Genomic DNA, 23,678 nt, shown 5'->3' with positions numbered 1-23,678 from the left:
GAATCAGGGGTCGTGATGTCGACAGAACCGAAAATCTCTCATCCGTGGGTGCTGACTGACGTCTCCCTCATCATCAAGAAGGTCGACCTCGACCCTGAAGCAGTCTCACAGCGCCTAGGGATCACGCCAACCGGCGTCTATCGGCCTGATCAGGGCTCGCAGGAGCGCAACCGAGGAAGGGAAGGCATCTGGCGCCTTCAGTGCGATGAGCGCACGACGAGGGATTTCTCCGAGCAGCTGAACACAGTGTTGTCTGCTGCTGAAGAGAAGCAAGCGGAGGTTCGTGATCTGATCTCTGAGGGGCACGAAATCCATCTCAGTGTGTACGGGTTCGCAGGCACCGGCTCTGTACTGCCATTCTCCGTGCACGATCTGGAAAGAATCTCGCGCCTCAACCTTCCTCTTGAGCTGTCGCCGAATACAAACGCCCGATGATGGGAGACCTCGTGAACGACTCTGAAGCAACACTTGCGGCGCCGCCTATGCCTTGGGAATCGCCCAGCTCCTCCCTTGTCCTTACCAAGGAGGGGATTTCTGCGGAACAGATCACTCTAGCTCTGGCCTTGGAACCGCGTGATATCGGGAACCCGGGAGCCGGAATCGCTGCAGGCCCCACGTGGTGGGCGTTCTCGTTTGACGAACACTTTTCTATCGACGTGGAGCGGCAAGTACAGGCACTTTCGGAGCTGTTCACACCTCGCTCTAAGGCGCTGCGGGAACTGGTTGCCGCGGGACACGCCGCCCGGGTGGATATCACAGGAACTGTCGAGACCGGCTGCAAGCTCCGCCTCTCGGCAACCACCCTTGCACGGGTCACTGCCCTAGGGATTCCCGTGACGTTCACAACCCTTGCTGCCCCTGGGGTTGAGGAAGAAGACCCCCTCGCCTGGCTCGACTGACCGCCGCAGCATTCTGTTAACCAAGGTTGGCCGTGCGGCGTCTCTGCTAATGGACGCGTGCCAGAGCGGAGGCATTTCCTCCCATGTCACAGGGCTTCGGGTGCGGTGAGCCACCGAGGATCACGCAGCGCGGTGCGGACCTGCGGCACCGAGGCAACGATGAACGGATCGGCTGGCAACCTCCTCCTCCATGGCACTGCAGACCGCGGGCCACGGCACCGGAAGGTTCGCGCTGGCCGCCCAATGCTGGTGGAACGCTCGAACAATGGCGCTAGCCCCCAGCCGTATAAAGCTGGGTGGGATGGTCGCGATCACTCGGCGGGCGACCCCGCCAGCACCCCTCGCCGAGGGCGTGATGCCGCTCCCCAGGAGCAGAGTCGCCGTCCGGATCGCGTCCAGAACGGAAACCGGCGCAGCGTCAGCGAACGGGCTGAACACCAGCTCTCTCCAGTCGTGACGAGTCCGTGCCCAAGCGAGGCGTTCGAGTCCCGTGCCGAGGTCCAAGGCCATGCGGTCGGGATTCTCTGTGTTCCACAGAAGGACGAGGTCGCCAAGCGTGAGGTCCAGGTGATTGAACATAAGGGTCATTCCGGCGACCTGCCTGCGCTGCCACACCTCAACGCGCCCATGGACCTCTATGTGTCGTGCATGGAAGCCGAGTTGGGAGAGAACGAAGAGCCAGTCGTCCAGCGCCTCGGCGTAGTCGTCAAGGCTGGCAATGGGCTGAACCCGGGAGACGTTGACGAAGGCGGTGAGGAAGCCGTCGAGCAGATCTCCGTGTTCATCACGGTCTCCGGTGAAGCGGACCACGGGCTGGGGAAGAAAGCCGTTGCGATAGGTGATGACACGGCCGTCCTTGAGCAGAGGGTCGAGTGCCTGCACTGCGGAGATCGTCAGTTCGGTCTCGCGGCCCCAGCGCAGGGGCAGGCAATCGTCCCGTGTGACACCACGGGCCGCAAAGGCCGTGGTAAGGGCGGTCAGTAGCTGAGCCCATGAAGGAGCCGAGCGCGGCGGGATGTACGGAGTGCCGCGCCCACGGTGACGAATCTGGAAGGTGCGGTTGGCAGGAGCGGCAAGGGTGAACTCCCATTGAGGGCCGAGAACGTGGCGTAAAGCTGAAACTGCCTGGTGGGCTCGCGAGTGGCTCTCCATCAGGCCGCCGCCAGCGCCCTGAAGTGGCTCGCGGGGTCGAAGCGCGCCAATCCCGTTGCCTGTACCTCGAAGTGGTCGAGCACGGAGGCACGCTCGATGGCCTCCGCGAGCGCCTGGGCTGCGCTCTCGTCGTCGCCTGCGGGGTCGCCGACGACGGTGGCGCCTGTGCGGTCGCAAAGCGCCGCTTGAGCGCAGGTGCCGTCACGCCAGGTCAAGGCGGCGATCGGGGTTCCGGCGCGCAGGGACTCGCCGAAGACGGCTGCGCCGGCCTCCACGTAGTTCCGCGCGTAGGTGTAGACGAAGACCGAGCCCTCAGCGATGGCGGCGGTCTTGGCCACTCCACCCAATTCCCCGACCCATTCCACGTGGTCGGCAGCGAAAGCCCTCTCGTAGCGGCGGACGTAGTCCTCATCGAAGACGGGGCCAACGAGGCGTATCCGACGGCCGAGAATCTGCGCCGCCCGTACGGCGAGGTGGGGTGCTTTGTCCCCGTCTATTCGTCCGAGCCATACGAGGTCGCGGCCCTTCACCGCCGGGGGCTCCTCTTCGTCGAGCCCCAGGTGGACGGCGAGTTCGGCGGTCGGGTTGTGGGCGGCGTACCGCTCGACCATCTCGGGTGAGTAGCAGTAGAGCCGTGACCGATCGCCATCGAAGGCGGTGGGGGTGTGCTGAAACGTCGGCGAGTGCTGGAAGGTGGCGACGTCGCAGTCCAGCTCGCGCCAGGTTCTGACCCATGACGGCCGGGATGGGTATTCGTGGCCGACGACGAGAAGGTCGTAGCCGGCGGATTTCAGATCGCGCTCGGCGAGGGAGCCTGCGGTGATGTCCTCAAGGCGGACCGGCTTGCATACCCATTGGTCTTCGAGAGTTGCAAGCCAGCCCGGCCCGAGGAGATGCAAGTCGGCGCCTGCGGTGCGGGCTCCTACGGCGACTGCCCAGAGCCATCGTTCTATCCCGCCGTATCCGGTCGGGGGGAATGCATAACTACCGGGGAAGTCGCAGACGCCGACTAGCACCTATTCCTCCGAGGGGGTTCCGTCCGCCTTGATCCGGCGGAAGCCGAGGTACTTCACGAGGGATTCGGGCAGCAGGACCGAGCCGTCGGCCTGCTGGTGTTGCTCAAGGACGGCCGCGAGGGTGCGGCCGATCGGCAGTCCGGACCCGTTGACCGTGGCTGCAGGGGTGGGCTTGCCGTTCTCATCGCGGGTGCGGATGCCCGCACGGCGGCCCTGGAACGTGCCGAAGTCGGAGACAGAGGAGATCTCGCGGTAGGTGGCCTGGCTGGGCAGCCACACTTCGAGGTCGTACGTGAGCTGGGCGGAGAAGCCGGTGTCGCCGGCGGCGAGCGTGACCACTCGGTAGACCAGGTCCAGTTCCTTCAGGCACGCCTCGGCGTGGCCGACCATCTTCTCCATCTCGGCGCGGGCCTGCTCCGGTGCGGCGATACGCACCATCTCGACCTTGGCGAACTGGTGCTGGCGGATCAGGCCGCGGGTGTCACGGCCGTACGAGCCGGCCTCCGAGCGGAAGCACTGGGTGTGCGCGGTCAGCGCGACCGGGAGCTCAGTCGGCGGGATGATCTCGTCCGCGTACAGGTTCGTGAGCGGGACCTCGGCCGTGGGGATCAGGAACAGGTCCCGGTCCGCGACGCCCGTCTTGAACAGGTCCTCCTCGAACTTCGGCAGCTGGCCCGTCCCGGTCATCGTCTTACGGCTGACCAGGAACGGCACCGAGTGCTCGACGTAGCCGTGGCGGCGGGTGTGCAGGTCCAGGAACAGCGTCGCCAGTGCGCGCTCCAGGGCCGCGCCGACACCGCGCAGGACGCTGAAGCGTGGCCCGGACAGCTTGGTCGCCCGGCCGAAGTCCAGGATGCCCATGGCCTCGCCGAGGTCGACGTGGTCCTTGGGCTCGAAGGAGAAGGCCGGCGGGGTGCCGACGCGGCGCTGCTCGACGGCAAACTCCTCCGAGTCGCCGTCGGGCGCCTCGTCGGCGGGCAGGTTGGGGACAGTGAGCAGCAGCTCGGTCAGCTCCTGCTGGATGCGCTCCTGCTCGGTCTCGGCCTCCCGGATCTGCTCCTTGAGCTTGCGCGCGGTCTCCTTGAGGGCGGAGATGTCGCCGCCCGCCTTCGCCGTCTGCTGGACCTCCTGCGCGATGCGCTTCGACTCGGAGCGCAGCTCGTCACCGAACTGGATGCTCTTGTTCCGACGGGACTGGAGGCTCTCCAGAGAGGAGAGGTCCAGCGTGTAGCCGCGGCGGGCCAGGCGGCGGACGGCGTCCTCGCCCATGTCGATCAGAACGCGAGCATCATGCATCGGGAAGGTCCCTCTGTGCGTGCGGATGGTTTACCCGGTCGAAGGTAGCAACATCCGGTTCTGACTCCGCCGGGGTTTTCTCCGCATCACACCGCGGTTCCGAAATGCTGTCGGGCTCTGCGGCAGTCTCGGATAGGAGACTCTTTACACAGCGCAGCAGATCCTCGTCTTCGAACGAGATCGGCTGTACGTACGGCGCCTCAGGGAAGAACAGCGGCATGGGGTCGCCGGCGGACCGCTCCCGGTACCAGTGGAGGACCGAGACGAGTAGCCCATGGCAGACGACCACCCGTGGGCTGGGGTGCTCCACGGCTGCCTGAAGCCCCGCGAGCATGCGCTTGATGCCCTCCCGCTGGGATTCGCGCGCCCCTGGTGGCCGGCGCCGTCCGCCGTGCTGCTTCAGCCAGGAGGCGTACTTCAAAAACGGGCCTCCTTCGAAGGCACCGTAGTCCAGCTCGTTGAGCTGCGGATCGACGACCGGGCCTGGCTCGGGGACACCCATCAGCCTCGATGCCGTCTGACGCGTCCGCGGAAATTCGCTGGATAGCCACGTGGACGCCTGCCGCAAGGGCAGCATGTGCCAGACCAGGCCGCAGGACAGGACGCCGTCCTTGCTGAGCGGTATCGGACGGCTCGGGTCCCCGTTTACGAGGTACTGGCGGCTGTAGTGGGTCTCGCCGTGGCGCAGAATATGCGTCGTCATTCCTCCCCTCACCCCTCCACGCCTGACGCCATCAGCGCGGCCAGCACGTCCGCGGCCAGTTCCTGAGCCTGATCACCGATCTCCGTGTAGTAGAGGAGCCCGTCCAACGCGACGGCCCTGCACCAGGCTGAGATCTCCGGAACCGGGATCCGCGATATCCGCGATGCGATCGCCATGCGCTGGAAAGTCGCCTGACCGAGGTCGTAATAGACGCTCCAGAAGGCCCAGTCGTATGCCGCGTCACCGACCATCGGATGCGGATCGATGAGCCGGGCGTTCCGCCGGGCATCGAATAGCACGTTCTGCTGGTAGAGATCGGCATGGAGGACCGTCGTACGGGCGGGAGACTCCCTGAGCGCGTGAAGCTCGGGCATCACCTCACGTACGAGCCACTGACGCCGCCCGAGATCGAGGGTCACCGCCCGTCGGGTCACGCGCGGCAGCACCGTGTGCTGGAGATGATCTCCCAGCCGAGGGAGCGCCGGTCGCCCCTGCTTCGCACCGACCGCATGGAGCCCCTGGATCACCGCAGCCACCATCTGGACTTCCCGCTCGGGCCTGGCCGCACCGCCCGGCCGGCCGCCCACCAGTTCCATCGAGGCCACCGACAGGTCGTCCGCAGTCTCCATGATGTCCACGGCCGGGCCACTGCCCCACAGCCGCAGCGCGGTGACCTCGTCGCGATAGCGGACGGATTCGTACCAGGCTTTGAGCAGGACGGGGGTGTCATGGAGATCTCTGGCCACGGCGACGACCGAGGAATGCCCCGCGTCGTAGTAGCCCCGCAGCGTCAGCTTCCACCGCTCGGCGGCCTCGTTCAGGAGCTGCGGGGCGGTGTCGAGCCACTTGTCGGCAGCGAGACCATAGTGAGCCAGAAGCCGGTCCCGTGCTCCCGGGAGGACGCTGCCGAGCGATCGTGCGGTCATCAGCTCAGCACCAGCCCGTCTGAGACGAGCTCGTCGGTCAGAGCGGGGAACTCGTCCATGGCCTCGTTGACGAGGGCCTGCACCTTGTCGACCTCCACATCCACAGACGAGAGCCGCACCAGAATGCGCCAAGGCTGGTCGAGCCGCTGCCCGGTCGTGCTGACGAGGTGCACCTCGGCAGGCTCGCCCGTGGCCTCGTGCAGCCGGTGCGCCAGCCGCTGCGCCGCAATGTTGTAGAGCTTGCCGACGTGGTAGACGGGGTTCTTGCCGTTGGCGCCCTCCAGGTTCATGGGTCGCAGCGGCGTGATCAGACCGTTGACCCGATTCCCCCGGCCGACAACCCCCTCGTCCCCGGACTCGATCGAGCTGCCGGTGTAGGTGAGGTACAGCTCGTCCTTCTCGGGGACATCACGGGCGTTGAGCCGGAAGCCGACCGTGGCGCCGGAAAGCCTGAGCGCGGCCATGCGGTGGCACTCGTCGAGCACGGTCTCGGTGTTGCGGATGTACTCCGCCCGGCTAGCGACATGGCGGGACTTCTGGGGCACGCACAGCACGACGTCGGCCTGCTCTCCGTCCCAGTAACCCATGAGCTTGACGTCGGAGCCGCACCAGGAGTGAGCGCGGGTGAAGTCGCTGTCGCCGGAGAAGTGGTCCACGAGCTCCCGCACGAACGACTCGAAGGCGTTCTCCGGCGCCCATCCCGTACCCAGCGAGGTGTCGTTCGACAGCCGTTCCCGCCGCTCGCGCAGGTCCTCGATCGAGCGCGGGTTGAACCACCGGGTGCGGTCGGGGACTCCGTCACCGGTGACCACGGCTCCGGGGCTGGAGTTGCTGGTGATGTTGAAGACGATGTCGAGGTGTTCCGAGATCTCGGGGAGCCGCTCGGCGAAGAACGCCCGGATCTCGGTCTCGACGATCTCGGTGACGGGGATGCGCTCGCCGCCGCACATCGGCGCGGCCCTGCCGTTGACCAGAACCCGGATCGGTGCGGTCATGGCACCACCGGCGTACCGGACCTCGCTGGCGCCTCCGAGCAGGGCGAGCTTGTCGAAGTTGTGGTGGAGGACGGCACCGAAGTGACGCACGGTGTACCGGCTGTAGGCCCGGGAAAGCCTTTCTGCCAGGTGGTCGGCGAGGGTGTCGGGATGGCCGAGCCCTTTGCGCTCCACGATTGTGGTCGCGTCGGGCCGAGGCGCACCCGTTTCGATCACCAGGTGGGTGTTGCCGAAGGTCGTGCTTGTGCGGGGCATGAGTGTGCTCCCATCTCAAGGTCGACGGCTGAGCGGCTGAGCGGCTGAGCGGCTGAGCGGCTGATGATGAGTGAAGCCATCTGACGACCGGGCGGGAACGTTTCTAGGGGGTTTCTCTCGACACGGAGGACTCTCATGCGCACGTCAGCGTGGGTAACCTCCCCATCACCAAACGGGGTTGACGGGAGGCATGTCGTGGCCGGTGAGTCGTTAGCAATGCACCCCCTGACCTTCATCCGCCAGTCGAGCGGATGGGGGAAGGCCGAGCTCGCCCGGCTCATACAGACGCGAGGGAGGGAGCTGGGCATCCCTCTGGCGACCAACCGCACCACCATGTGGAAGTGGGAGCAGGGCCAGGAACCAGACGCCGACGCTCAGCGCGTCCTCGCCGACCTACTGTGCGTTCCGTACGAACGGGTCCAGGCGGAAGGATGGCCACGGTGGCTCCCCGTATGGGAAGTCACCGGGCTCACTGCTCCCTGGACGGAGGCCGGTACCGTCGAGGCACTCGCTGACCTGGTGGGGAGTGGCCGCATGGACCGGCGGGGGTTCCTCACCATCACCGGCGCCGCCCTGACGGGGCTCGCAGCGAGCTGGGCCGAGGCGCCCTCTGCCTTCGCGTCTGCGCTCAACGGCGATCGAGTCACCGACACGATGGTCTCGACGATCGAGCAGCGCATCAGCACCCTCCGCACGCTCGACGACCAACTCGGGGGCGCCCGACTCCTTGAGCAAGCGCGCGGCGATCTCGCCCTGATCACCGGCCTCCTGAGTAGCGGCCGATACACCGATAAGATCCGCACCCGCTTGTATGCGCTGGCGGCCCGGGTGTCGCACCTGACCGGCTGGATGGCCTACGACGCAGGACTTCGCTCCGCGGGACAGCGGTACTACGTCGGAGCCATGCGCAGCGCCCGCACCGCCGGGGACGACGCCTTCGGGGCCTTCGTCCTGGCAGAGATGGGCGTCCACGTCTCCGAGGCCGGACGAACCGCCGAGCGAGTCGAACTCATCTCGACGGCCATCGCCAACGCGCCACGAACGCTCTCGCGCTACACCCAGTCCTTCCTCTACCTACACAAAGCCGAGGCACTTTCCCGCGACGGAGATCACCAGAGGGCCGGGACAGCGCTCAACCGTGCTGCTTCCCTCTGGGAGCGCCACACAATGGAGGAAAACCCGGACTGGCTCGACTGGTTCGGCGAGGCACAACTGAAGTCGACCGAGGGTAAAGTTCTCTTGCGTTCCGGCCAGTTGGACCGCGCGACAGCCTCCCTGGAGACCTCCTTCAAAAAGGCAGCACCTCGCGACAAGGCCGTACGGTCCGCCCGTCTGGCCGAAGCCCGGCTAGCCGGTTTCGACCTGGACGGCGCACTGGACGCCGCCAACTACGGCGCCGAGCTACTCGAAGACAAAGTCAGCTCCGTGCGAGCCCTGGACCGTCTTAAGGAGTTCTCCGAGCAGCTCCAACCTCACAGGTCCGTTCCTGCTGTCCGTGAGTTTCGCGAGCGTCTCCAAGCGCTTCCCGACGCGGCCTGATCGATACCGGTTGCTTGCTCCGAAAGAGCACTCTCGGAGCAAGCGGCTCAAATGCCAGGATGGACCGTATGACGACGATCAACGGTGAGGTCGCAGCCCAGTTCGAGCCCGTGCGCGAGGCATTCGCAGCGAACTTCGATCAGCGCAGCGACATCGGCGCGGCAGTGTGCGTCTACCACCACGGCCAGCCGGTGGTGGACCTGTGGGGTGGTACAGCTGACCCCGCGAACGGTCGCCCGTGGCAGCGGGACACCCTGCAACTCGTCTACTCGGCGACCAAGGGCGCGACCGCCACCGCAGCGCATCTGCTGGTCCAGCGCGACGTGCTCGAACTGGACGCGCCAGTGGCCAAGTACTGGCCGGAGTTCGCCGCGAACGGCAAGGCAGAGATCCCTGTGCGCTGGCTGCTGTCCCATCAGGCCGGCTTGGTCGCACTGGACCAACCGGTGCCGCTGGCCGATGCACTGGCCTGGCAGCCGATGGCGGACGCACTGGCCGCTCAACGTCCTCTGTGGACCCCAGGCACGGCTCACGGATATCACGGCCGGACCTGGGGCTGGTTGGTCGGCGAGGTCATCCGCCGGGTATCCGGCCGCACGCCGGGCCGCTTCTTCGCCGACGAGATCGCCGCTCCCCTGGGCCTGGACTTCTTCATCGGGTTGCCGGCGAGTGAACGCGGCCGGGTCAGCCAGATGCTGTACCAGCAGCCGGAGGTCGACCTCACCACCGTGCCCGCGGAGTCGATCCCAGAGGAACTCCGCGAACAGGTCGCCGCCTGGCGCGACCCGAACTCATTCAGCAACAGGGCGTACCGTGTCACCGAGCCAGCCGCGATCGACTTCAACTCCCCTGACGTGCAGGCCGCGGAACTCCCGGCCTCCAACGGCATCAGCACCGCACGCGGACTGGCTCGCATGTACGCCTCTGTGATCGGCGAGGTGGACGGCGTACGTCTGCTCACTCCAGAGACCCTCGCATCGGCGACTAAAGAGCAGGCCAGCGGCGTGGACGAAGTGCTGGTGGCGCCAAGCCGGTTCAGCTCCGGCTACATGCTGCCCACGGAGACCAACCCCATGATCGGCCCGAACTCCTTCGGTCACACCGGCCGAGGCGGCTCACTCGGCTTCGCCGACCCGGAGCACGGTATCGCGTTCGGCTACACGATGAACCACATCATCGGGGGCCCTGACGATATGCGTGCGTCGTCGCTGGTTGATGCAGTGCGAAGGTCGCTGGCGTAACTGAACAAGGTCACCGTAGCCACTCGCCACCGCAGAAAGGGAGAAGGCAACCTTGGAAAGGCTGCGATCGAGCTTCTCAGCACGCTTGGATGCGCTCTGCCGACTGAGCTGACCTGGGAGGCGCGGGGCAAGCCCCTGCAATGTTGTCGCAAGCACGGGGATCGAGGGCCTGCCTGTCCGGTCGTGGCGACGCTCGGGCAGCAGAATGCGGGAACATCACCATTCTGGTTGTAGGCGCTCGACGGGACCGGTACGACGGTCACCATGTACCGATGGTCGCCGCTCAACGATCGACAGCTGGCCTTGCTCACCCGCATCGGAGAGGGAACGGATCCTGTTACCTCTGCGAGCCCGGAACTCGCCGTCACCGCCCGTGCCCTCAAGAGCCGGGGCCTCATCACCATGCCCAAGCATGGTGGGAAGTGGCAGGCGGGGATCACCGATGAAGGTCGCTTCTACCTGGAACACGGCCACCACCCGGAACGGCCCGAGCCAGCCCCGCACAAGCAACGACCGGTAGCCGCCGAGCCGAAGCCAGAGATTGCGGCACCTCCCCGTCGGCGGGCGGCACCCCCACCTGAGCCGAAGCCGACACCAACGCGTGCCGCGAAGCCGCCACGGCAGTCGCCGGCAGAGGTCGGCGCGACCTTAATCGCGGAGGTGCAGAAGGCCGGACGGTTCCTTCGGATCCCGGACCCGAGCACGGAGGAGCGGGCCCGCTATCGACGGGCGTTCGACGCAGCGCGGCAGTGTGCGCCGGAGGGCTACCACCTGAAGTACAGCGGGCGGGCGAAGGGAGACTTCTTCCTCGGCCTCCTCCGGGTGACGGGCGAGGACGACACCGAGTGGAACCGGATCCGCCTGGCACGCAGCCGAGTGATCACCGACGTCGAGGACGTGATCGCGGCGGTCACCGCAGACCACAGCGCCTTCAAGATCTCGGACGAGGTACTCCCACGGATGATCTCCCTCCTTCGGCTCCTCGCCGAGCAGGCCCTCGCCCGGCACGGCGAGATCGCGGTGTCGAAGAAGCGCAGGCAGCCGAGGCCGCTGCTCACGGTCCATGGCAGGACGTACGAGATCAGTTTCAGTGAGCGGCAGAAACAGGTCCGGTACGTGCCCAAGCAGCCGGGAAAACGAACGTACGACTGGCAGCGGGTCACCCCGGCGCACCGGTTCGAACCGTCCGCTGAGCTGGAACTGGTCCTGAGCCAGGGCTCGGGCTACAGCAGCGGCTACCACTACGGCTGGAAGAAGGAGTGGGGCGACACAGCCAAGAAGCCGTTGGAGGACCAGATCGGCTCGATCTTCCGGGCGCTGAAGGCGCGCGCGGAGGAAGAGGAGCAGGCTCGGCTGGCGCGGGAGGCGGAGCAGCAGCGTCTGCGTGAGGAGCGGGAGCGGCAGGAGAAGGAGCGCCGTCTGCGAGAGGTCGAGGAGCAGGAGGAGCGCCGTCGGCGGGAGGCTGAGGCGGAGGAGCGTACGCGGCGGGAGTGGGAAGCGGCGGTTAGCGTCGCGACGATCACGGCAGTTGACGCCGTACGTGTCGACCGGTTCGGCACCGCCCTGGCGCAGTGGCGGGCCGCAGGGGAGATGCGGGCTTTCTGCGCCGCGCTCGATGAGGCCGCCTCCGTCTCGGATGACGCTCACGAAGCCGGGCGGCTACGCGAGTGGTCAGCGTGGGGGAACGCGGAGGCCGACCGGCTCGACCCGACCGTGGCCGGCAGGGGCCTGACCGCCCACAGCCTCCACGCGAGTCCCACCGGCGACCAGCTACGGCCCTTCCTCGATGGATGGCACCCCCAACGGCCGAAGAAAGAGAAGCCTCCGAAGAAAGAGGAACCCAAGGCGGAAGCCGAGCCACCCAAGCCGGAGCCGGAGCGGTGGCGCAGCTTCACCGACGAACGTCTGGATCAAGGCTGGAGATATGGATCCCGAGGTCGCGCTCAATGGTGGAGGCGATGACACCGTGCCCGCGGTCGCGTAGGGCCTTCACCGACTTCTCCACGAGCTTCCCGAGCCGCACGACCTCGTCGCGCAGGGCGACCAGCTCGTCGTAGCGATCCGCCTTGTCCTGGCCGCACCACTCCCGGACGGTCCGCAGCACAGCCGCTTCCTCGTCCAGCTTGCGGTCGTCCCGGCGGCCGTAGGAGTACCAGGAGGACTGGGTGCGCTCCTGATCGACAGCCTGCTGCCTGCGGTCCACCTCGGGGAGGATGTCGTCGGCAAGACGGCCGGCCACGTGACGCGCTAGCCGCTCAGTGACCGGCCACCCAGCCAGACACTGCCCCTCGCGATTCTCGTGGACCATCGGATCGCCCCGAAGCTCTGCGGGTTCCATCCCGACAAGCCTGGCGCCTTCGTCGAGGCGGTTCATCTCCAAGATCCCGGCGTCAGCAGCGCCGCGCCGCAGGCGCAGCTTGCTCTTCGGGCGGACAAATCCAAGTACGAACCGCGCCGTCTCGAATTCGGCGCTTCCTCGAAGGCTCCGCGACGCTTCGGCCAGCGCGAGCTCGCGCGCATCGTCCGCGCGGAACGCCTCAACGTTCTCCCAACGCGCCACGAGAGAATTCGGGTTGACCCACTCCTGCAGTCCCGCGTCATCACCTTCGAGAAACCGCACGTGGAGCCATCCAGACCTGCCGCTCCCACCCACCCGAACGATCTCAACGCGGCGAACCGCGGCGCCCAGCTCCTTCGGCCTGGCGCGGTAGGCCCAGTTCTCACCAATCTCCATGTGTCTATTCAGCCAGGTCGGTTCCTCCCATCGCCTAGCCATTGCCAAAAGATCAGGAGATGGAGAGCAGCGCCCTCTGATGTTCCCCAGCCAGGGTCGCCGCTCCGTCCCAGTTGGCCGAACGGTGCTCACGGTGGCAACCGTCCCAGCAGTCCAAGGGCGGACCCTTCTCCGGGACCAGCTACGAGGTCAGCCCACCTGAAGCTCTGCGATGACCTGCTCCGCCATCTGGCGGGCGGGCTCCAACCGAGGGTCCTCCGGGTGTGCATCCGGTCCGAGGATTTTCGCGCACACGAACAGCGTCATCAGCTTGCCGTCCCGGCTCTCGAAGTCGCTACGCCGCTCATGCCGTACTCGGTAGGCCAGCCCCGGGACGGCGAGGGAGTTGCCCCACAGTGATGCGGCATCCAGTCCTCGGGGAGCGTTGCCCCAGTCTTCCCAGTCGAAGAGACAGAACGTCGGCCCGGTCATGTTGGCCCAGTTCAGATCCGCATGGGCCGGCGCCCATCGCTCCACGACCGTGTCGAAGAATCCGGTGAAGGCGCTGCTGATGGCCTCGGTATTGCCGGCCTGGGTAATGGTGACGGTGTCCGGCGTGGCGATGCGGATGGTGCGCTGTTCAGCGAGCGCATCCGACGAGGAGTTCAGGGCCTGCCACCACTCGTCTGGCAGCTGCGGATCAACGGCCAGCACGCTGGTACCGATCGGCGCCCCCGGCAGGAGCTCCGTCTCGTCCGCCCTCCACATCACCGGCTCGTCCGCGTCACGCCAGACCACACCCGAGTGCCAAACAGGACGTGTGACTCCGTCGAGAAGAGCCGCGCACTCCGTTCCGTTCCAGTCCTGTTTACGCATCACGCCCTCTGCGCCCCCGCGTCTCCACAGGTAGTCCGCTGCCCGTCCGTGGTCTCAATTCTCGTTCTATTCACCCGGCGGCGACAGCCAGTGGCACAGTGGGCTCATGCAGCCGCCTGCCTGGGCGGGGACCGCGGATAACCCGTTATCCGCACCCGACGCCTTCGACGTCCCCGTATTCCTCCACCGCAGTTCTCCGCTGACCCCGGCGCCACGCCCCTCCCCCGCACAGGTGGCTTCGGCCCACCAGCCCTGGCCCAAGGGCGCTGACATCCCTGTAGACGGCGCGTATCTGGTCGGGACGACGTGGCGTGCCCTCCTCGACGCCACGATCACCGTCGGACGGAACATCGGCCCTTGGATCGCTGCCACCCCCCGTCTCGCACGCCGCGAGATCATGGCCCGCCGGTACCCCCTCTCGGCCTACCTCGTCCGCGCCGGGCGCGAGGTCGTGCCCAGCGTCGTCTACTCCCACGGAACTGAGAGTTCGACTCGTAGCGCCTTCGGCTACCACGTCGGCATGACGATGGCCGAGTGGGCCTGCCGGCGGATGGGGCTCGGTCCCACCACGCACGCCGAGAGCGCGGTACCACAGGGGGCGGCACCCGGCTGGGCCAAGACGCCCAGTCTGCCGGACCTGTTCGGCACGCACCCGGCCACGTCCGAGCTCTGGCTGGTCGAGGCGAAAGGGAGCCGCCGGCTCGGCCTGCGTCCCCGGATCAAGGGAGCGAAGCAACTGGACATCGGCGCCCTTGTGCCCGTTACGCACCAGAAGGTGCTGTGCGGCACCAGCTTGGAACGGCGTCTGTTCATGATGATCGATGTCGAGGGCCTACCGAAGACTGGCAACTCCGGTGGCGGCTCTGGTGGCGGCTCTGGTGGCGGCTCTGGGGACAGCACTGACGAAGAAGCGCTGGAGCAGGACGACGAGGCGCTCCTGGAGCTCGCTCGGTCGCGCATGCTGACATATCTGGCACTGACATCACTCCCCCGGGACGGGTTGCGCATCACAGCTGTCGGCAGGCCCGAGGAAGGATCGCCAGCGCGCGCAGACCTGATCCGACTACTGGAAAGCGACCGTGCGACGACCGAGCTGCGCCGCCACGTCCCTCCTGATGCCGGGGACGAGGCCGTTAGGCAACAGAACGGCCTGGACATGCTGACGGGACGACTGCCGGGAACGGATCTCATGCTCGGGATGTCACGGCGTCTGTACGGCGCGTGCCGTGCGCTGGCCTACGAGGAACGTCGCGTCGTCGCCCGGGTCCGGGATGAGCGGCCCAAATATCTGGAGGAACTTCCCCGCGAAGTTCAGCCCGCGGACGGTACAGTCGCGCGGCTGCCCGGACGACAGATGAGCGATCGCGCGTACGAGGAAAGGATCGCCGAGGTCCAGGAGTACCTGCGAGAAGTCCGAGAGGAACAGCGGGACGACCAGCTCCGGTCCGTACGAGACGGTTTCACGATGGGGGACCGCGGCTCCTGGATGCACCTCATCGATCTGGCTCCGCGCCTCGCACTCCCAAGGGAGGAGGGATTTCTGGAGGCGGCGACCGCAGACACCTACCTCGCGGTCGAGGAAGAGGCACTCGACCTGGACGCCGAGGCCGAATAGCGGCTGCTGGCCAAGACCGATTCGCCGGGGCTGCAAGGCCGAGGCATTCGGCGCGACCAGGGCTGATTCGACCAGCCACACTTGGCCTACCGAATGAACCACGGTCTCAGTTCTGGTCTCATTCACGCACGTCCGGCACCGTTCAGAGGCCATGCCCTCACCTGCCCCTTCGCAGGTCAGGACGTTCTCGAACCCCTCCGGACCCCCAGACGAACATTTGGAAAGCGTGTTGGGGGCAACCCCTCACGAGTTCGAATCTCGTATCCTCCGCCATTGCTCTCACCGGGCAATACGTCGAAGGGCCCCACCGCTTGCGGTGGGGCCCTTCGGCGTTGTCCGTCTCAGTTCTCGCCTCAGCCGGCTTCGGGCGGCGCCCGGAGCGCGTCTCCGATCTGCCGGGCGACCTTCCGGAGAATCGGCCCCGTGATGTGCCTGTCCCGAGCGCACACCCGCACCGCTCCCCCGGGCCTCCACACCAAGATCGCGTCGACCACCACGTCCGGAACGCCGAGGAGCGGCAGGACGGTCCCCTCCGTGTGGCGAGCGTCATGAGGCCGCCCGTCCTGCGTGAAGGCCGAGCCGATCTCGTCGTCGGGGATGTGGTTGAGCGAGTACCAGGCGACCAGGCCCGCCATCGAGTCATCGGCGAGGTCGCAGACGCGGATACGTGCGACTTGGCGGTGGCTACCGTGATGAACAGTTCCTCCGCGATCTCGGTGTTCGACCGGTCCCGCCGGACGAGCCGCTCCGTCGCGCAACGTATGGCGATCAGTTCGCGATGGGGGGCGGCTGGGGTTCCCGAGATCTGCTGGACTGGTGGTGCCGCCAATTACCCCGCCCCAGGGGCGCGTTGTTCGCAATCCACACCGGTTTGTCGTGTCGCAGACCCTGGCTCGCTCCGGCGTCCGGACCGTTACTCGTAGAGGAACCAGACCTCTTCCATGGAGGAGGCGTGGCGGGGGGTGTGGCGGACGTGGAAGCGGGAGGTGACCAGGTTGGCGAACCCCCAGGCGGCGTAGGGGCCGAGAACGAGCGTGCCGAAGGAGAACCAAGGGACGTCTGCTGGATCGTCATCGAGGTTGACGTTGTTGTCGTCCAGGGCTTGTTGGGTGATGTGGGCGGCGGCGGTGACGGCGTGGGGGGCGCCGGTCAGTTCGTAGTTGTCGGGCCGCCCTCTGCTGTGGAGAGTCAGGCCACCGGGTAGGTGGACGGTGTCCTCGGAGTAGGACTCTCCAATGTCGACCTCACAGGTGCCGACGATGATGGCGTCGGGGTAGCGGGCCGCCAGCGAGCTGGTCTGCTCCAGAAGGTGGTGTTCGTAGCCGCACGGGGAGTAGTCGGCTATGCAGGTGACGGTCCCCCAGCAGCCGACCCGGACCTGTTCGAGATCGGAGCGGCGGTAGGGGTATTCGGGGCCGGCGTCTGACAGTGGGAGTTCTTCGAGGACGGCTTCGATGCTCGGGAAGGAGTCGGCGAAGGCACGTGCACGGGCTGGATCGTGCGGCGCGTGGTGCTCGGCGCCATACGGCCGAGGGGGGTGGGGGGCTCGCGGACACCGTCACCGCGCGGAGGCGGCTGGCGGCGGCACCGACTCACCCGCCTCCTCGTGCTGGACGGCGGCGTCCACCGCTTCGGCGGGCATGGCCATTCGTACGGCGGTGTAGTACACGGCGAGGCTGAAGACGATCACGATGACCAGGTCCCACCAGTCGGGGAGCGCCTGGGTGCCGCCGTAGCGGCCGAAGCGGCCGATGAGGATCATGCCGCCGAGCCAGGGCCATACCCAGGCCGCCGACTTGGCGCGCAGACCGCTGCGTTCGGCCGCCGGGATACCGCGGCGGGTGAGCACGAGGACGACGAAGCCGAGCAGGGCGGCGATACCGAGCTTCCAGTCCGCCTCGTACCCGGACCAGTAGAAGATCAGGTTGGCGAAGACGAAACCGACGGGTGCCAGTACCGGGCCGGCGGGCAGGCGGTAGGGGCGCATCCGGCCGCCGTCGCGTACCCGGAGGGCGTGCAGCGCCACCGGCGCAAACGCGTACATGACGGCCGCTGCCGAGGTGACCAGGCCCACCAGCGCCTGCCAGCTGGGGAACGGCAGAAACGCGATCTCGCCGACCACGAAGGCGAGGAGGATCGAGACGACGGGTACCCGGCTGCGGCCGACCTGGGTGAGGGCTTGGGGCAGCACCCGCTCCCGTCCCATGGCGTAGGTGAGACGCGCGGCGCCGGCCATGTAGACCAGGCCGGTGCCCGCCGGGGAGATGACGGCGTCGACGTAGAGGATGGTCGCCAGCCAGCCGGCCCCGATGCCGGTCGCCAGCGTGGCGTAGGGCCCGAAATTGCCCTTCCCCACCGGGTTGTCCCAGCCATCGGCCAGGGCGCCGGGGTCCAGGGCGGCGATAAAGGCGACCTGCAGCAGGAGGTAGAGCGCGGTGCCGACCGCCATGGCCACGATCACCGCCCGGGAGACATCGCGCTGTGGGTCGCGTGCCTCACCGGCCAGTTGGATGGCCTGCTCGAAGCCCAGCAGCGCGAACACCACACCGGCGGGCAGGGCCGCGAAGACCCCGTGCGCCCCGTGGGGTGCGAAGCCGCCGCCCGCGGTGAAGTTCGAGCCGTGGAAGGCCAGCGTCATCAAGACCACCACGGTCAGCAGGGGGACGGCCGTCTTCACCACCGCGGTGACCGAGTTGATCCCGGACAGCAGGCGCACGCCGAGCACATTGATGATCGTGAAGAGCAGCATGAAGAAGGTCGCGATCACCAGGCCGACCCCGGTGAGCGTGCCGTTCGGGTGCAGGACGTGCACCCGGTCGTGGACCCAGCCGATGCGGTCCATGTACGAGAGCGTGGCCTCGACCTCGATCGGTGAGATCAGGACCGACCGCAGCCAGGACATCCAGCCCGCGGTGAAGCCGACCAGCGGGCCGAAGGCGAAGAAGGGGAACCGGGCGGTGCCGCCCGCGATCGGGTAGGTGGCACCCAGCTCCGCGTGGGCCAGCGCGAGCACGGCGAGCATCGTCGACGCGAGGACCCACGAGACCAGCGACGCCGGGCCGGCGATGACGGCGGTGGTCAGGGCGCCCAGCAGCCAGCCGGAGCCGATGATCGATCCCAGGGAGATGAACATCAGCCCCCAGAACCCGACCGCCCGGTGGAGGTGGTGGGCTCCGGTGGCGCTGTCACTTCCCGCTGCGGATGGCCTCGTCACGCGCGTTCCTGGTTCACGGGACCATCTTGGTCCCGGGAAGCGGACCAGGCGGGTATACGCCTTGCGTGTCGCCCCGTGTACCGATAGTGAGCACGGGCGCTGGGGCCCTCCTGCGGGATCCCGCAGGACGGGGAGCAGGGCTGTACGGCGTACGGCCTACGGGCCCGGTGCGGGCATGGGTGGGGGCGTCGGCGTCCGCGGTACGGCAGCGGCCCGGCAGCGCCCGGCGCCGGTTACCGCCAGTGACTGCTCGACGGGCTGGGGCTGGGGTGCGCGGAGCCGTTGCGGGGCGGCGGATGGGCGTGGAAGAGGGTGGCGTACAGGCCCTGCCGGGCGAGGAGTTGGGCATGGTGGCCCGACTCCACCAGGCGTCCCTCGTCCAGGACCAGGATGCGGTCGGCGTCCATGGCGAGGTCCAGATCGTGTGTGATCACGAGGGTGGTGCGTCCCTCGGCGAGGCGCCGCAGCGGGCCGAGGATGCGCTGGGTGGCCAGGGTGTCCAGGCCGGTGGTGGGCTCGTCGAGGATGAGCACGGGGGCGTTGCGCAGCATGGCGCGGGCGATCGCGATGCGCTGCAGCTGGCCGCCGGAGAGCCGGGAGGTGCCGGGGGCGATGACCGTGTCATAGCCGTCGGGGAGGGCGGCGATGAAGCCATCGGCGTCGGCGTCCTGTGCGGCGCCGACGACGTCGGAGTGGGTCACGTCGTCGCGGCCGCAGGCGATGTTCTCCTCCACGGTGTCGTGCAGGACGAGTGTCTCCTGGGGCAGGAGCGTGATGTTCCGGCGGAGCTGGGCGAGCGGCAGCCGGTTCACGGGGATGCCGTCCAGCCGGACGCTGCCCGTATCGGGGTCGTAGAACCTCAGCAGCAGGGCGGCCAGGGTCGACTTGCCCGCGCCGCTGGGGCCGGTGATTACCACCATTTCCCCTGGCACCGCGGTGAACGAGAAGTCATGGAGCACCTCCTCGTTGCCGCCTGGATAGCGGAAGCCGACCCGACAGGCTTCCACCGCGCCGACCGCGCGCTCCGGTGCCGCAACGACGACCGAGGGGTCCGGGTCGGTGACGGCGGGCGGGGCGTCGAGGATCTCCAGCAGGCGCTCGGCTCCGGCGGTCGCTTCGGTGACCGTCAGACCGAGCTGGCCGAGGTCGCGGATCGGCGGGTAGAGGTAGCCGACGAACGCGGCGAAGGCCAGGAGCTGCCCCAGCGACATCCGCCCCGCGGAGATCTCCCACGCACCCAGGCCGATGATCGCCAGGACACAGAGCGTTTCGAGGACCTCGACCAGCTGCCCGTACAGCTCGTTGAGACGGGCGCTGGTCACCGACGCCCGCAGCCAGCTGCGTGCCTCGCGACGGAGCCGCTGCTGTTCGTCGCGCTGCCGGTTGTAGGCCTGGGTGAGGACGACGTTGACCAGCCCTTCCTCGACCACCGAGGTGATGGCGCCGTCCGCCGCACGTTCCCGGCGGGACACCTCCTTGACCCGACCGGTGAAGCGGGTGGTGGCGAGCCAGAACAGCGGGGCCAGGGCGAAGGTGGCGAGGGCCAGCTCCCAGCGCAGCCAGAGCGCGGCGCCGGCATAGAAGATGACGCCGAATCCGGCCGTGACCGCCTGGACGAAGCCGGAGACCACGAGTGATTCGATGGCGTCGACGTCGCCGGTCAGCCGCTCGACCAGGTCACCGCGGCGGTTGCGCTGGAAGAAGTGCGGCGGCAGCGTCTGGAGATGGGCGAAGACCCGGGCCCGTAGCCGCATCACGAAGCGTTCCGCCGTCCAGGCGGCGAGCGAGTTGCCCAGGTACCCGACGATCGCGCCGGCGACGGCCACGCCGAGCCAGATGCCGGCAGGTCGCCAGAAGGCGCTGACCGAGCCCTTCTGCAGGGCGTTGTCGGTGAGTTCGGCGAAGAGCAGGATGGCCACGGTCTCCGCGAATGCGGCGACGATGGCGCTCAGACAGACGAGGAGGATCCAGCGGCGGTCGCCCCGGGTCAGCGGCCAGAAGCGGCGCACCGCCTCCTTGAAGCCCACCCGTCTGGTGCGGATCGAGGTATCCGCGACCAGTCCCCGGAACACACGGTCCATAGCGGGGTCCGGGGGTGGTCGCGACGACCGTGCCCGCGCACCGGCCGGCGGATCCGTGGAGCTGTCTTCGGCACCGCGTGGCAGGGACGAACCCTGCCCAACGGGCGGTGATTCCTTGCCTCGTTGAGGCGACGCCTCGGGGCGCTCTCCGCGCCGGCGTGAGCTACGCAGGTTCATGATCGCTACGTCATCTCGTCGCTGGTGGGGTAGTTGAGCGGAACCACGTGGCGCCGCCCCCTAAAACGACGAGGCGGACCCGCGCCGTACGCGAGCCTGCCTCGAACTCAGAGGTGTGCGTCAGTAACCGTAACCGCGCCGGCGGCCTCGGCCTCGACCGAACCTCCTGCGACGCCTGCGGCGGTCGCGGTCGTGGTCGTGCCAGTCGTCATGGTCGCGATCGCGCCTTCTGGGGAAGACCTTGCGGAAGCTCATTCTGCCTCCTCGTTGTTTTTTCGTTTTTGTCGAACCGTTCCTGGCTCCGACAACTCCCAAGCTACGACGCTCACCTGTCTCCAACAAGGCGAAATGCGTGAAAATTCAGACATAAGCCGATTTTCTTTTTAAACGTGGCTGAGAGTGGTGAAAGGTAACTCTCCGGATGCCATTTCAGCGGGCGGAGCGGAGGGGGCGGAGGGGGCGGAGCCGGTGCAACAGGCGGATCTGCGGCAGCGAACAGGCTGTCCGGAGGGGCGGATCGGGGGTACGCCCGGCCTGCCGGAGCCGACGGATCACCGACGGACCGGCAGCCGTGAACCGGGGAGAATTGGTGCCCGGCAGGGCGATGCCGAGCGCGCTGCCCGAGTGGGCAGGCGGTGTTGACCGGTCCGGCCGCCGAGCCGGTCGGCGGACGCGGGTGCAGGGCGCCGGTGAAGAGCGGGACGGTGAACTGGCCTACGCCGCAGGCCCGCCGGCGCGGCCAACAGAAGCCATGGGCAGGACGTGGCCCAAGGCAGCAGCGTGCGGCCGTGGCCATCACGCCGACGTACGGCCCGAGTTGGCGCTGTCGCACGGTCACCATCGTCAGTCCGTCGACCGCCGCGCAGAACGGCACGAAGACAGCCGGCGCGGCGGAAAGCCACGACCGCGGGACGGGCGGGCACAGGCGGGCACGGGCGGGCGCAGGCGAGTACGGGCGGGCACGGGCGGGCGCAGGCGAGTACGGGCGGCACGGGCGGGCCTCGGTGAGCGCGCCACGGCCCGCGGCGGTCAGGGACGGTCCGGGTCGACGGTCGAGAGGCGGTAGGCGTCGCCCTCGGCGATGACCCGGCCCGCCGTGGGCGGCGGGAAGTGGCTGCCCAGGAGCAGGGTGTCGGTGCCGGCGAGCGAGGCGAGCAGGGTGCGGCGGGTGTGCGCGGCCTGTGCGGGGTCGGCGTCCACGCAGCTGGAGATGTGCGGGCGTGACAGCTGGACCGGGTGGTGGATGCAGTCGCCGGTGATCAGGGCCGTCCGCCCGGCGCTGCGCAGTTCCACGGCGACCTGTCCGGGCGTGTGACCGGGGGTGGGCAGGAGGCGGACGCCGGGGGCGACGGTGGTGCCATCGGCGGGCGCCTCGGCCAGGTCGAGCAGTCCGGCGTCGCGGACCGGGTCGACGGAGTCCCGGAACATCTGGCGGCGGGCCTCGTCCATGTCCACCCCGGCCCAGTGGTCCCACTCCGCACGGCTCGTCAGATAGCGGGCGTGGGGGAAGGTGGGGATCCATTCGCCCTTGTCGGCGCGGGTGTTCCAGCCGACGTGATCGGTGTGCAGATGGGTGAGGAGGACCAGGTCCACCGTCTCCGGGGCAAAGCCGGCCGCCGTCAGACGCCGGAGATAGTCGCTGTTCAGGTGGTGCCAGGCGGGGTTGCCCCGGGTTTTGCCGTTGCCGATTCCGGTGTCGACGAGGATGCGCAGCCCCTGCACCTCCAGGGCGAAGCTGTGCGTGGCCAGGCGGAGGGCGCCCTCGTCGTCGGCGAAGTCCCCCTGCAGCCACGGCGCCTGGGCCACCACGTCCGGGGTGGCGTCGGGCAGCAGCCAACGGCCGGTCTGCGCGGGGAGCGCCACCTCGTCGATACGGCGGACGGTGATGTCACCCACCGTCCAGGAGGGGGCCGCTTCACTGACGGCATCCATGTACTGTCCTCTCGCGAGCCAAAGGCAAAAGATTTGCGTTACGTCACGCTAACCCATCCGGGCACACTAACGCAATCAGTTTGCTTTTATGTGGTCATCAGTCGCACCGAGCCCTTAAGGTGGAGCCATGAGCCCCAGGCCGATGACCCGCCCCGGGGGACGCAGTGCCCGCGTCCAGGAATCGGTGCACGCAGCCGTGCGCGCACTCGAAGCAGAACAGGGCCGTGCGGCACTGACGGTTCCACTGGTCGCCGCGCGCGCCGGTGTCACGCCGTCGACGATCTACCGCCGGTGGGGAGACCTCCAGGAGCTGCTGTCCGACGTGGCCGTCGAGCGCCTCCGTCCGGAGGCACCGCCCGCCGACCACGGGGCGCTCCGTACGGACCTGGAGGCATGGGCCGAGCAGTTCCTGGAGGAGATGTCCTCGCCCCCGGGGCGGGCCTACCTCCGGGATGCGCTCGCCGGTGATCCGGACGGCAGCCATGCGGGCCAGTGCTCGGCCTACGCCGCCGAGCAGGTGGACGTCATCCTCGCCCGCGCCGCCGACCGCGGCGAGCAGGCCCCGGACGCCGAAGTCGTGATGGACCACATCGTCGCCCCGATGATGTACCGGCTGGTCTTCCGGCCGGGCCCGCTGGAGGCGTCGTATGCGCGCGGCCTCGTGGAGGCGACGCTCGCCGGGCTGATGCCACCGCGCTGACCGTCTTCGTCCTGCCCGCGCACCGGCGCGGCGCATGGGCGCCCGCCGGACGTCGGCCCCGTGAGGCGTGCGCCCCCGTCAGGCACCGGACCGCTTGGTGCGCATCAGGAACAGCCCCACCCCCGACCCGATCGCCACGACGCCCGTGCCGACGCTGATCAGCACCTGCTGCACCCCGTCGAAGGCGAAGCTGGTGGAGACATTGACGAGGACGGCGAGGCAGAGCACGCACCAGAGCAGGGCCTTCATGGGAGTTCCTTCCACAGGGAGTTGAACGTCTGTGATCGACCATGCCGTTGCCGGACCGCCGGATCGAGGGGGTGTCCTCCCGAATGCGGGGTGTAGCGC

General features: G+C 68.0%; 19 protein-coding genes and 2 pseudogenes. 7 read left to right on the top strand and 14 right to left on the bottom strand.

Annotated elements, in window-relative coordinates:
- Positions 1 to 15: 15 nt before the first annotated feature.
- On the top strand, positions 16 to 435 hold the full coding sequence (locus ACWGI6_RS01830; protein ID WP_453265738.1) for a DUF4279 domain-containing protein: 420 nt from the start codon (positions 16 to 18) through the stop codon (positions 433 to 435).
- Positions 432 to 899: a hypothetical protein gene (locus ACWGI6_RS01825; RefSeq protein WP_453265666.1), complete on the top strand. Its 468-nt coding sequence runs from the start codon at positions 432 to 434 to the stop codon at positions 897 to 899. The genes ACWGI6_RS01830 and ACWGI6_RS01825 overlap by 4 nt, the downstream gene beginning before the upstream one ends.
- Positions 900 to 1,019: 120 nt before the next feature.
- Here ACWGI6_RS01825 and ACWGI6_RS01820 read toward each other — a convergent pair whose 3' ends face one another.
- The 6 genes from ACWGI6_RS01820 to ACWGI6_RS01795 all read right to left on the bottom strand — a co-directional run bounded on the left by ACWGI6_RS01820 (position 1,020) and on the right by ACWGI6_RS01795 (position 7,242).
- On the bottom strand, positions 1,020 to 1,781 hold the full coding sequence (locus ACWGI6_RS01820) for a hypothetical protein (RefSeq protein ID WP_453265665.1): 762 nt from the start codon (positions 1,779 to 1,781) through the stop codon (positions 1,020 to 1,022).
- Between the two features lie 269 nt (positions 1,782 to 2,050).
- Positions 2,051 to 2,950: a glycosyltransferase gene (locus ACWGI6_RS01815; RefSeq protein WP_453265664.1), complete on the bottom strand. Its 900-nt coding sequence runs from the start codon at positions 2,948 to 2,950 to the stop codon at positions 2,051 to 2,053.
- A 117-nt stretch (positions 2,951 to 3,067) separates the two neighbouring features.
- Positions 3,068 to 4,363, bottom strand: coding sequence for a serine--tRNA ligase (gene serS, locus ACWGI6_RS01810; protein ID WP_453265663.1), 1,296 nt, complete (start codon positions 4,361 to 4,363; stop codon positions 3,068 to 3,070).
- Positions 4,356 to 5,066 (bottom strand): histidine phosphatase family protein, encoded by a 711-nt coding sequence (locus ACWGI6_RS01805; RefSeq protein WP_453265662.1) that lies wholly within the window; start codon positions 5,064 to 5,066, stop codon positions 4,356 to 4,358. Before ACWGI6_RS01805 ends, serS begins: the two co-directional genes overlap by 8 nt.
- Positions 5,067 to 5,074: 8 nt before the next feature.
- Complete coding sequence (locus tag ACWGI6_RS01800) at positions 5,075 to 5,992, bottom strand: aminoglycoside phosphotransferase family protein (protein WP_453265661.1); 918 nt, start codon at positions 5,990 to 5,992, stop codon at positions 5,075 to 5,077.
- A complete protein-coding gene (locus ACWGI6_RS01795; protein WP_453265660.1) occupies positions 5,992 to 7,242 on the bottom strand; it encodes a methionine adenosyltransferase in 1,251 nt (416 codons plus the stop codon). Before ACWGI6_RS01795 ends, ACWGI6_RS01800 begins: the two co-directional genes overlap by 1 nt.
- 216 nt (positions 7,243 to 7,458) lie before the next feature.
- On the opposite strand from ACWGI6_RS01795, the gene ACWGI6_RS01790 reads away from it, so the two are divergent.
- The 3 genes from ACWGI6_RS01790 to ACWGI6_RS01780 all read left to right on the top strand — a co-directional run bounded on the left by ACWGI6_RS01790 (position 7,459) and on the right by ACWGI6_RS01780 (position 11,984).
- The gene (locus ACWGI6_RS01790) at positions 7,459 to 8,781 is read left to right on the top strand and encodes a transcriptional regulator (protein ID WP_453265659.1); all 1,323 of its coding nucleotides are present in this window, start codon (positions 7,459 to 7,461) and stop codon (positions 8,779 to 8,781) included.
- 68 nt (positions 8,782 to 8,849) lie between these two features.
- The gene (locus ACWGI6_RS01785; protein WP_453265658.1) at positions 8,850 to 10,022 is read left to right on the top strand and encodes a serine hydrolase domain-containing protein; all 1,173 of its coding nucleotides are present in this window, start codon (positions 8,850 to 8,852) and stop codon (positions 10,020 to 10,022) included.
- A 264-nt stretch (positions 10,023 to 10,286) separates the two neighbouring features.
- On the top strand, positions 10,287 to 11,984 hold the full coding sequence (locus tag ACWGI6_RS01780; protein ID WP_453265657.1) for a PE-PGRS family protein: 1,698 nt from the start codon (positions 10,287 to 10,289) through the stop codon (positions 11,982 to 11,984).
- On the opposite strand, the gene ACWGI6_RS01775 is transcribed toward ACWGI6_RS01780, so the two are convergent.
- Together ACWGI6_RS01775 and ACWGI6_RS01770 are read right to left on the bottom strand one after the other, a co-directional pair.
- Positions 11,914 to 12,756 (bottom strand): PE-PGRS family protein, encoded by an 843-nt coding sequence (locus ACWGI6_RS01775; RefSeq protein WP_453265656.1) that lies wholly within the window; start codon positions 12,754 to 12,756, stop codon positions 11,914 to 11,916. The two genes, ACWGI6_RS01780 and ACWGI6_RS01775, sit on opposite strands and share 71 nt — an antisense overlap.
- A 189-nt stretch (positions 12,757 to 12,945) precedes the next feature.
- Positions 12,946 to 13,602: pseudogene (locus ACWGI6_RS01770) on the bottom strand (hypothetical protein); the annotation flags it as partial.
- 241 nt (positions 13,603 to 13,843) lie between these two features.
- On the opposite strand from ACWGI6_RS01770, the gene ACWGI6_RS01765 reads away from it, so the two are divergent.
- Complete coding sequence (locus tag ACWGI6_RS01765; protein WP_453265655.1) at positions 13,844 to 15,226, top strand: hypothetical protein; 1,383 nt, start codon at positions 13,844 to 13,846, stop codon at positions 15,224 to 15,226.
- Positions 15,227 to 15,579: 353 nt separating this feature from the next.
- Here the strand turns inward: ACWGI6_RS01765 and ACWGI6_RS01760 are convergent, their stop codons facing one another.
- The 5 genes and pseudogenes from ACWGI6_RS01760 to ACWGI6_RS01740 all read right to left on the bottom strand — a co-directional run bounded on the left by ACWGI6_RS01760 (position 15,580) and on the right by ACWGI6_RS01740 (position 22,630).
- The gene (locus ACWGI6_RS01760) at positions 15,580 to 15,861 is read right to left on the bottom strand and encodes an integrase (RefSeq protein ID WP_453265654.1); all 282 of its coding nucleotides are present in this window, start codon (positions 15,859 to 15,861) and stop codon (positions 15,580 to 15,582) included.
- A gap of 278 nt (positions 15,862 to 16,139) precedes the next feature.
- Positions 16,140 to 16,754 (bottom strand): annotated as a pseudogene (locus ACWGI6_RS01755) (DUF6333 family protein); the annotation flags it as partial.
- 30 nt (positions 16,755 to 16,784) lie between these two features.
- Positions 16,785 to 18,440, bottom strand: coding sequence for an APC family permease (locus tag ACWGI6_RS01750; protein WP_453265653.1), 1,656 nt, complete (start codon positions 18,438 to 18,440; stop codon positions 16,785 to 16,787).
- A 233-nt stretch (positions 18,441 to 18,673) separates the two neighbouring features.
- Entirely contained in the window at positions 18,674 to 20,521 is a 1,848-nt protein-coding gene (locus ACWGI6_RS01745) for an ABC transporter ATP-binding protein (RefSeq protein ID WP_453265652.1), read from the bottom strand.
- Positions 20,522 to 21,727: 1,206 nt separating this feature from the next.
- Positions 21,728 to 22,630 (bottom strand): MBL fold metallo-hydrolase, encoded by a 903-nt coding sequence (locus tag ACWGI6_RS01740; RefSeq protein ID WP_453265651.1) that lies wholly within the window; start codon positions 22,628 to 22,630, stop codon positions 21,728 to 21,730.
- A 127-nt stretch (positions 22,631 to 22,757) separates the two neighbouring features.
- On the opposite strand from ACWGI6_RS01740, the gene ACWGI6_RS01735 reads away from it, so the two are divergent.
- Entirely contained in the window at positions 22,758 to 23,330 is a 573-nt protein-coding gene (locus tag ACWGI6_RS01735; protein ID WP_453265650.1) for a TetR/AcrR family transcriptional regulator, read from the top strand.
- 78 nt (positions 23,331 to 23,408) lie between these two features.
- On the opposite strand, the gene ACWGI6_RS01730 is transcribed toward ACWGI6_RS01735, so the two are convergent.
- Positions 23,409 to 23,579: a hypothetical protein gene (locus ACWGI6_RS01730; protein WP_453265649.1), complete on the bottom strand. Its 171-nt coding sequence runs from the start codon at positions 23,577 to 23,579 to the stop codon at positions 23,409 to 23,411.
- Positions 23,580 to 23,678: the final 99 nt, after the last annotated feature.

The sequence above is a fragment of the Streptomyces sp. NPDC054786 genome, assembly GCF_053611685.1.
Note: the sequence above shows the minus strand (reverse complement) of the source record. Positions and strands in the feature narration are given on the sequence as shown.

Bases quoted from the DNA above. Each gene is read 5' to 3' on its own strand.
- ACWGI6_RS01830 (WP_453265738.1), top strand. From the start codon at position 16: ATGTCGACAGAACCGAAAATCTCTCATCCGTGGGTGCTGACTGACGTC.
- ACWGI6_RS01825 (WP_453265666.1), top strand. From the start codon at position 432: ATGATGGGAGACCTCGTGAACGACTCTGAAGCAACACTTGCGGCGCCG.
- serS (WP_453265663.1), bottom strand. From the start codon at position 4,363: ATGCATGATGCTCGCGTTCTGATCGACATGGGCGAGGACGCCGTCCGC.
- ACWGI6_RS01805 (WP_453265662.1), bottom strand. From the start codon at position 5,066: ATGACGACGCATATTCTGCGCCACGGCGAGACCCACTACAGCCGCCAG.
- ACWGI6_RS01800 (WP_453265661.1), bottom strand. From the start codon at position 5,992: ATGACCGCACGATCGCTCGGCAGCGTCCTCCCGGGAGCACGGGACCGG.
- ACWGI6_RS01795 (WP_453265660.1), bottom strand. From the start codon at position 7,242: ATGCCCCGCACAAGCACGACCTTCGGCAACACCCACCTGGTGATCGAA.
- ACWGI6_RS01790 (WP_453265659.1), top strand. From the start codon at position 7,459: ATGCACCCCCTGACCTTCATCCGCCAGTCGAGCGGATGGGGGAAGGCC.
- ACWGI6_RS01785 (WP_453265658.1), top strand. From the start codon at position 8,850: ATGACGACGATCAACGGTGAGGTCGCAGCCCAGTTCGAGCCCGTGCGC.
- ACWGI6_RS01780 (WP_453265657.1), top strand. From the start codon at position 10,287: ATGTACCGATGGTCGCCGCTCAACGATCGACAGCTGGCCTTGCTCACC.
- ACWGI6_RS01775 (WP_453265656.1), bottom strand. From the start codon at position 12,756: ATGGAGATTGGTGAGAACTGGGCCTACCGCGCCAGGCCGAAGGAGCTG.
- ACWGI6_RS01760 (WP_453265654.1), bottom strand. From the start codon at position 15,861: ATGGCGGGCCTGGTCGCCTGGTACTCGCTCAACCACATCCCCGACGAC.
- ACWGI6_RS01745 (WP_453265652.1), bottom strand. From the start codon at position 20,521: ATGGACCGTGTGTTCCGGGGACTGGTCGCGGATACCTCGATCCGCACC.
- ACWGI6_RS01740 (WP_453265651.1), bottom strand. From the start codon at position 22,630: ATGGATGCCGTCAGTGAAGCGGCCCCCTCCTGGACGGTGGGTGACATC.
- ACWGI6_RS01735 (WP_453265650.1), top strand. From the start codon at position 22,758: ATGAGCCCCAGGCCGATGACCCGCCCCGGGGGACGCAGTGCCCGCGTC.
- ACWGI6_RS01730 (WP_453265649.1), bottom strand. From the start codon at position 23,579: ATGAAGGCCCTGCTCTGGTGCGTGCTCTGCCTCGCCGTCCTCGTCAAT.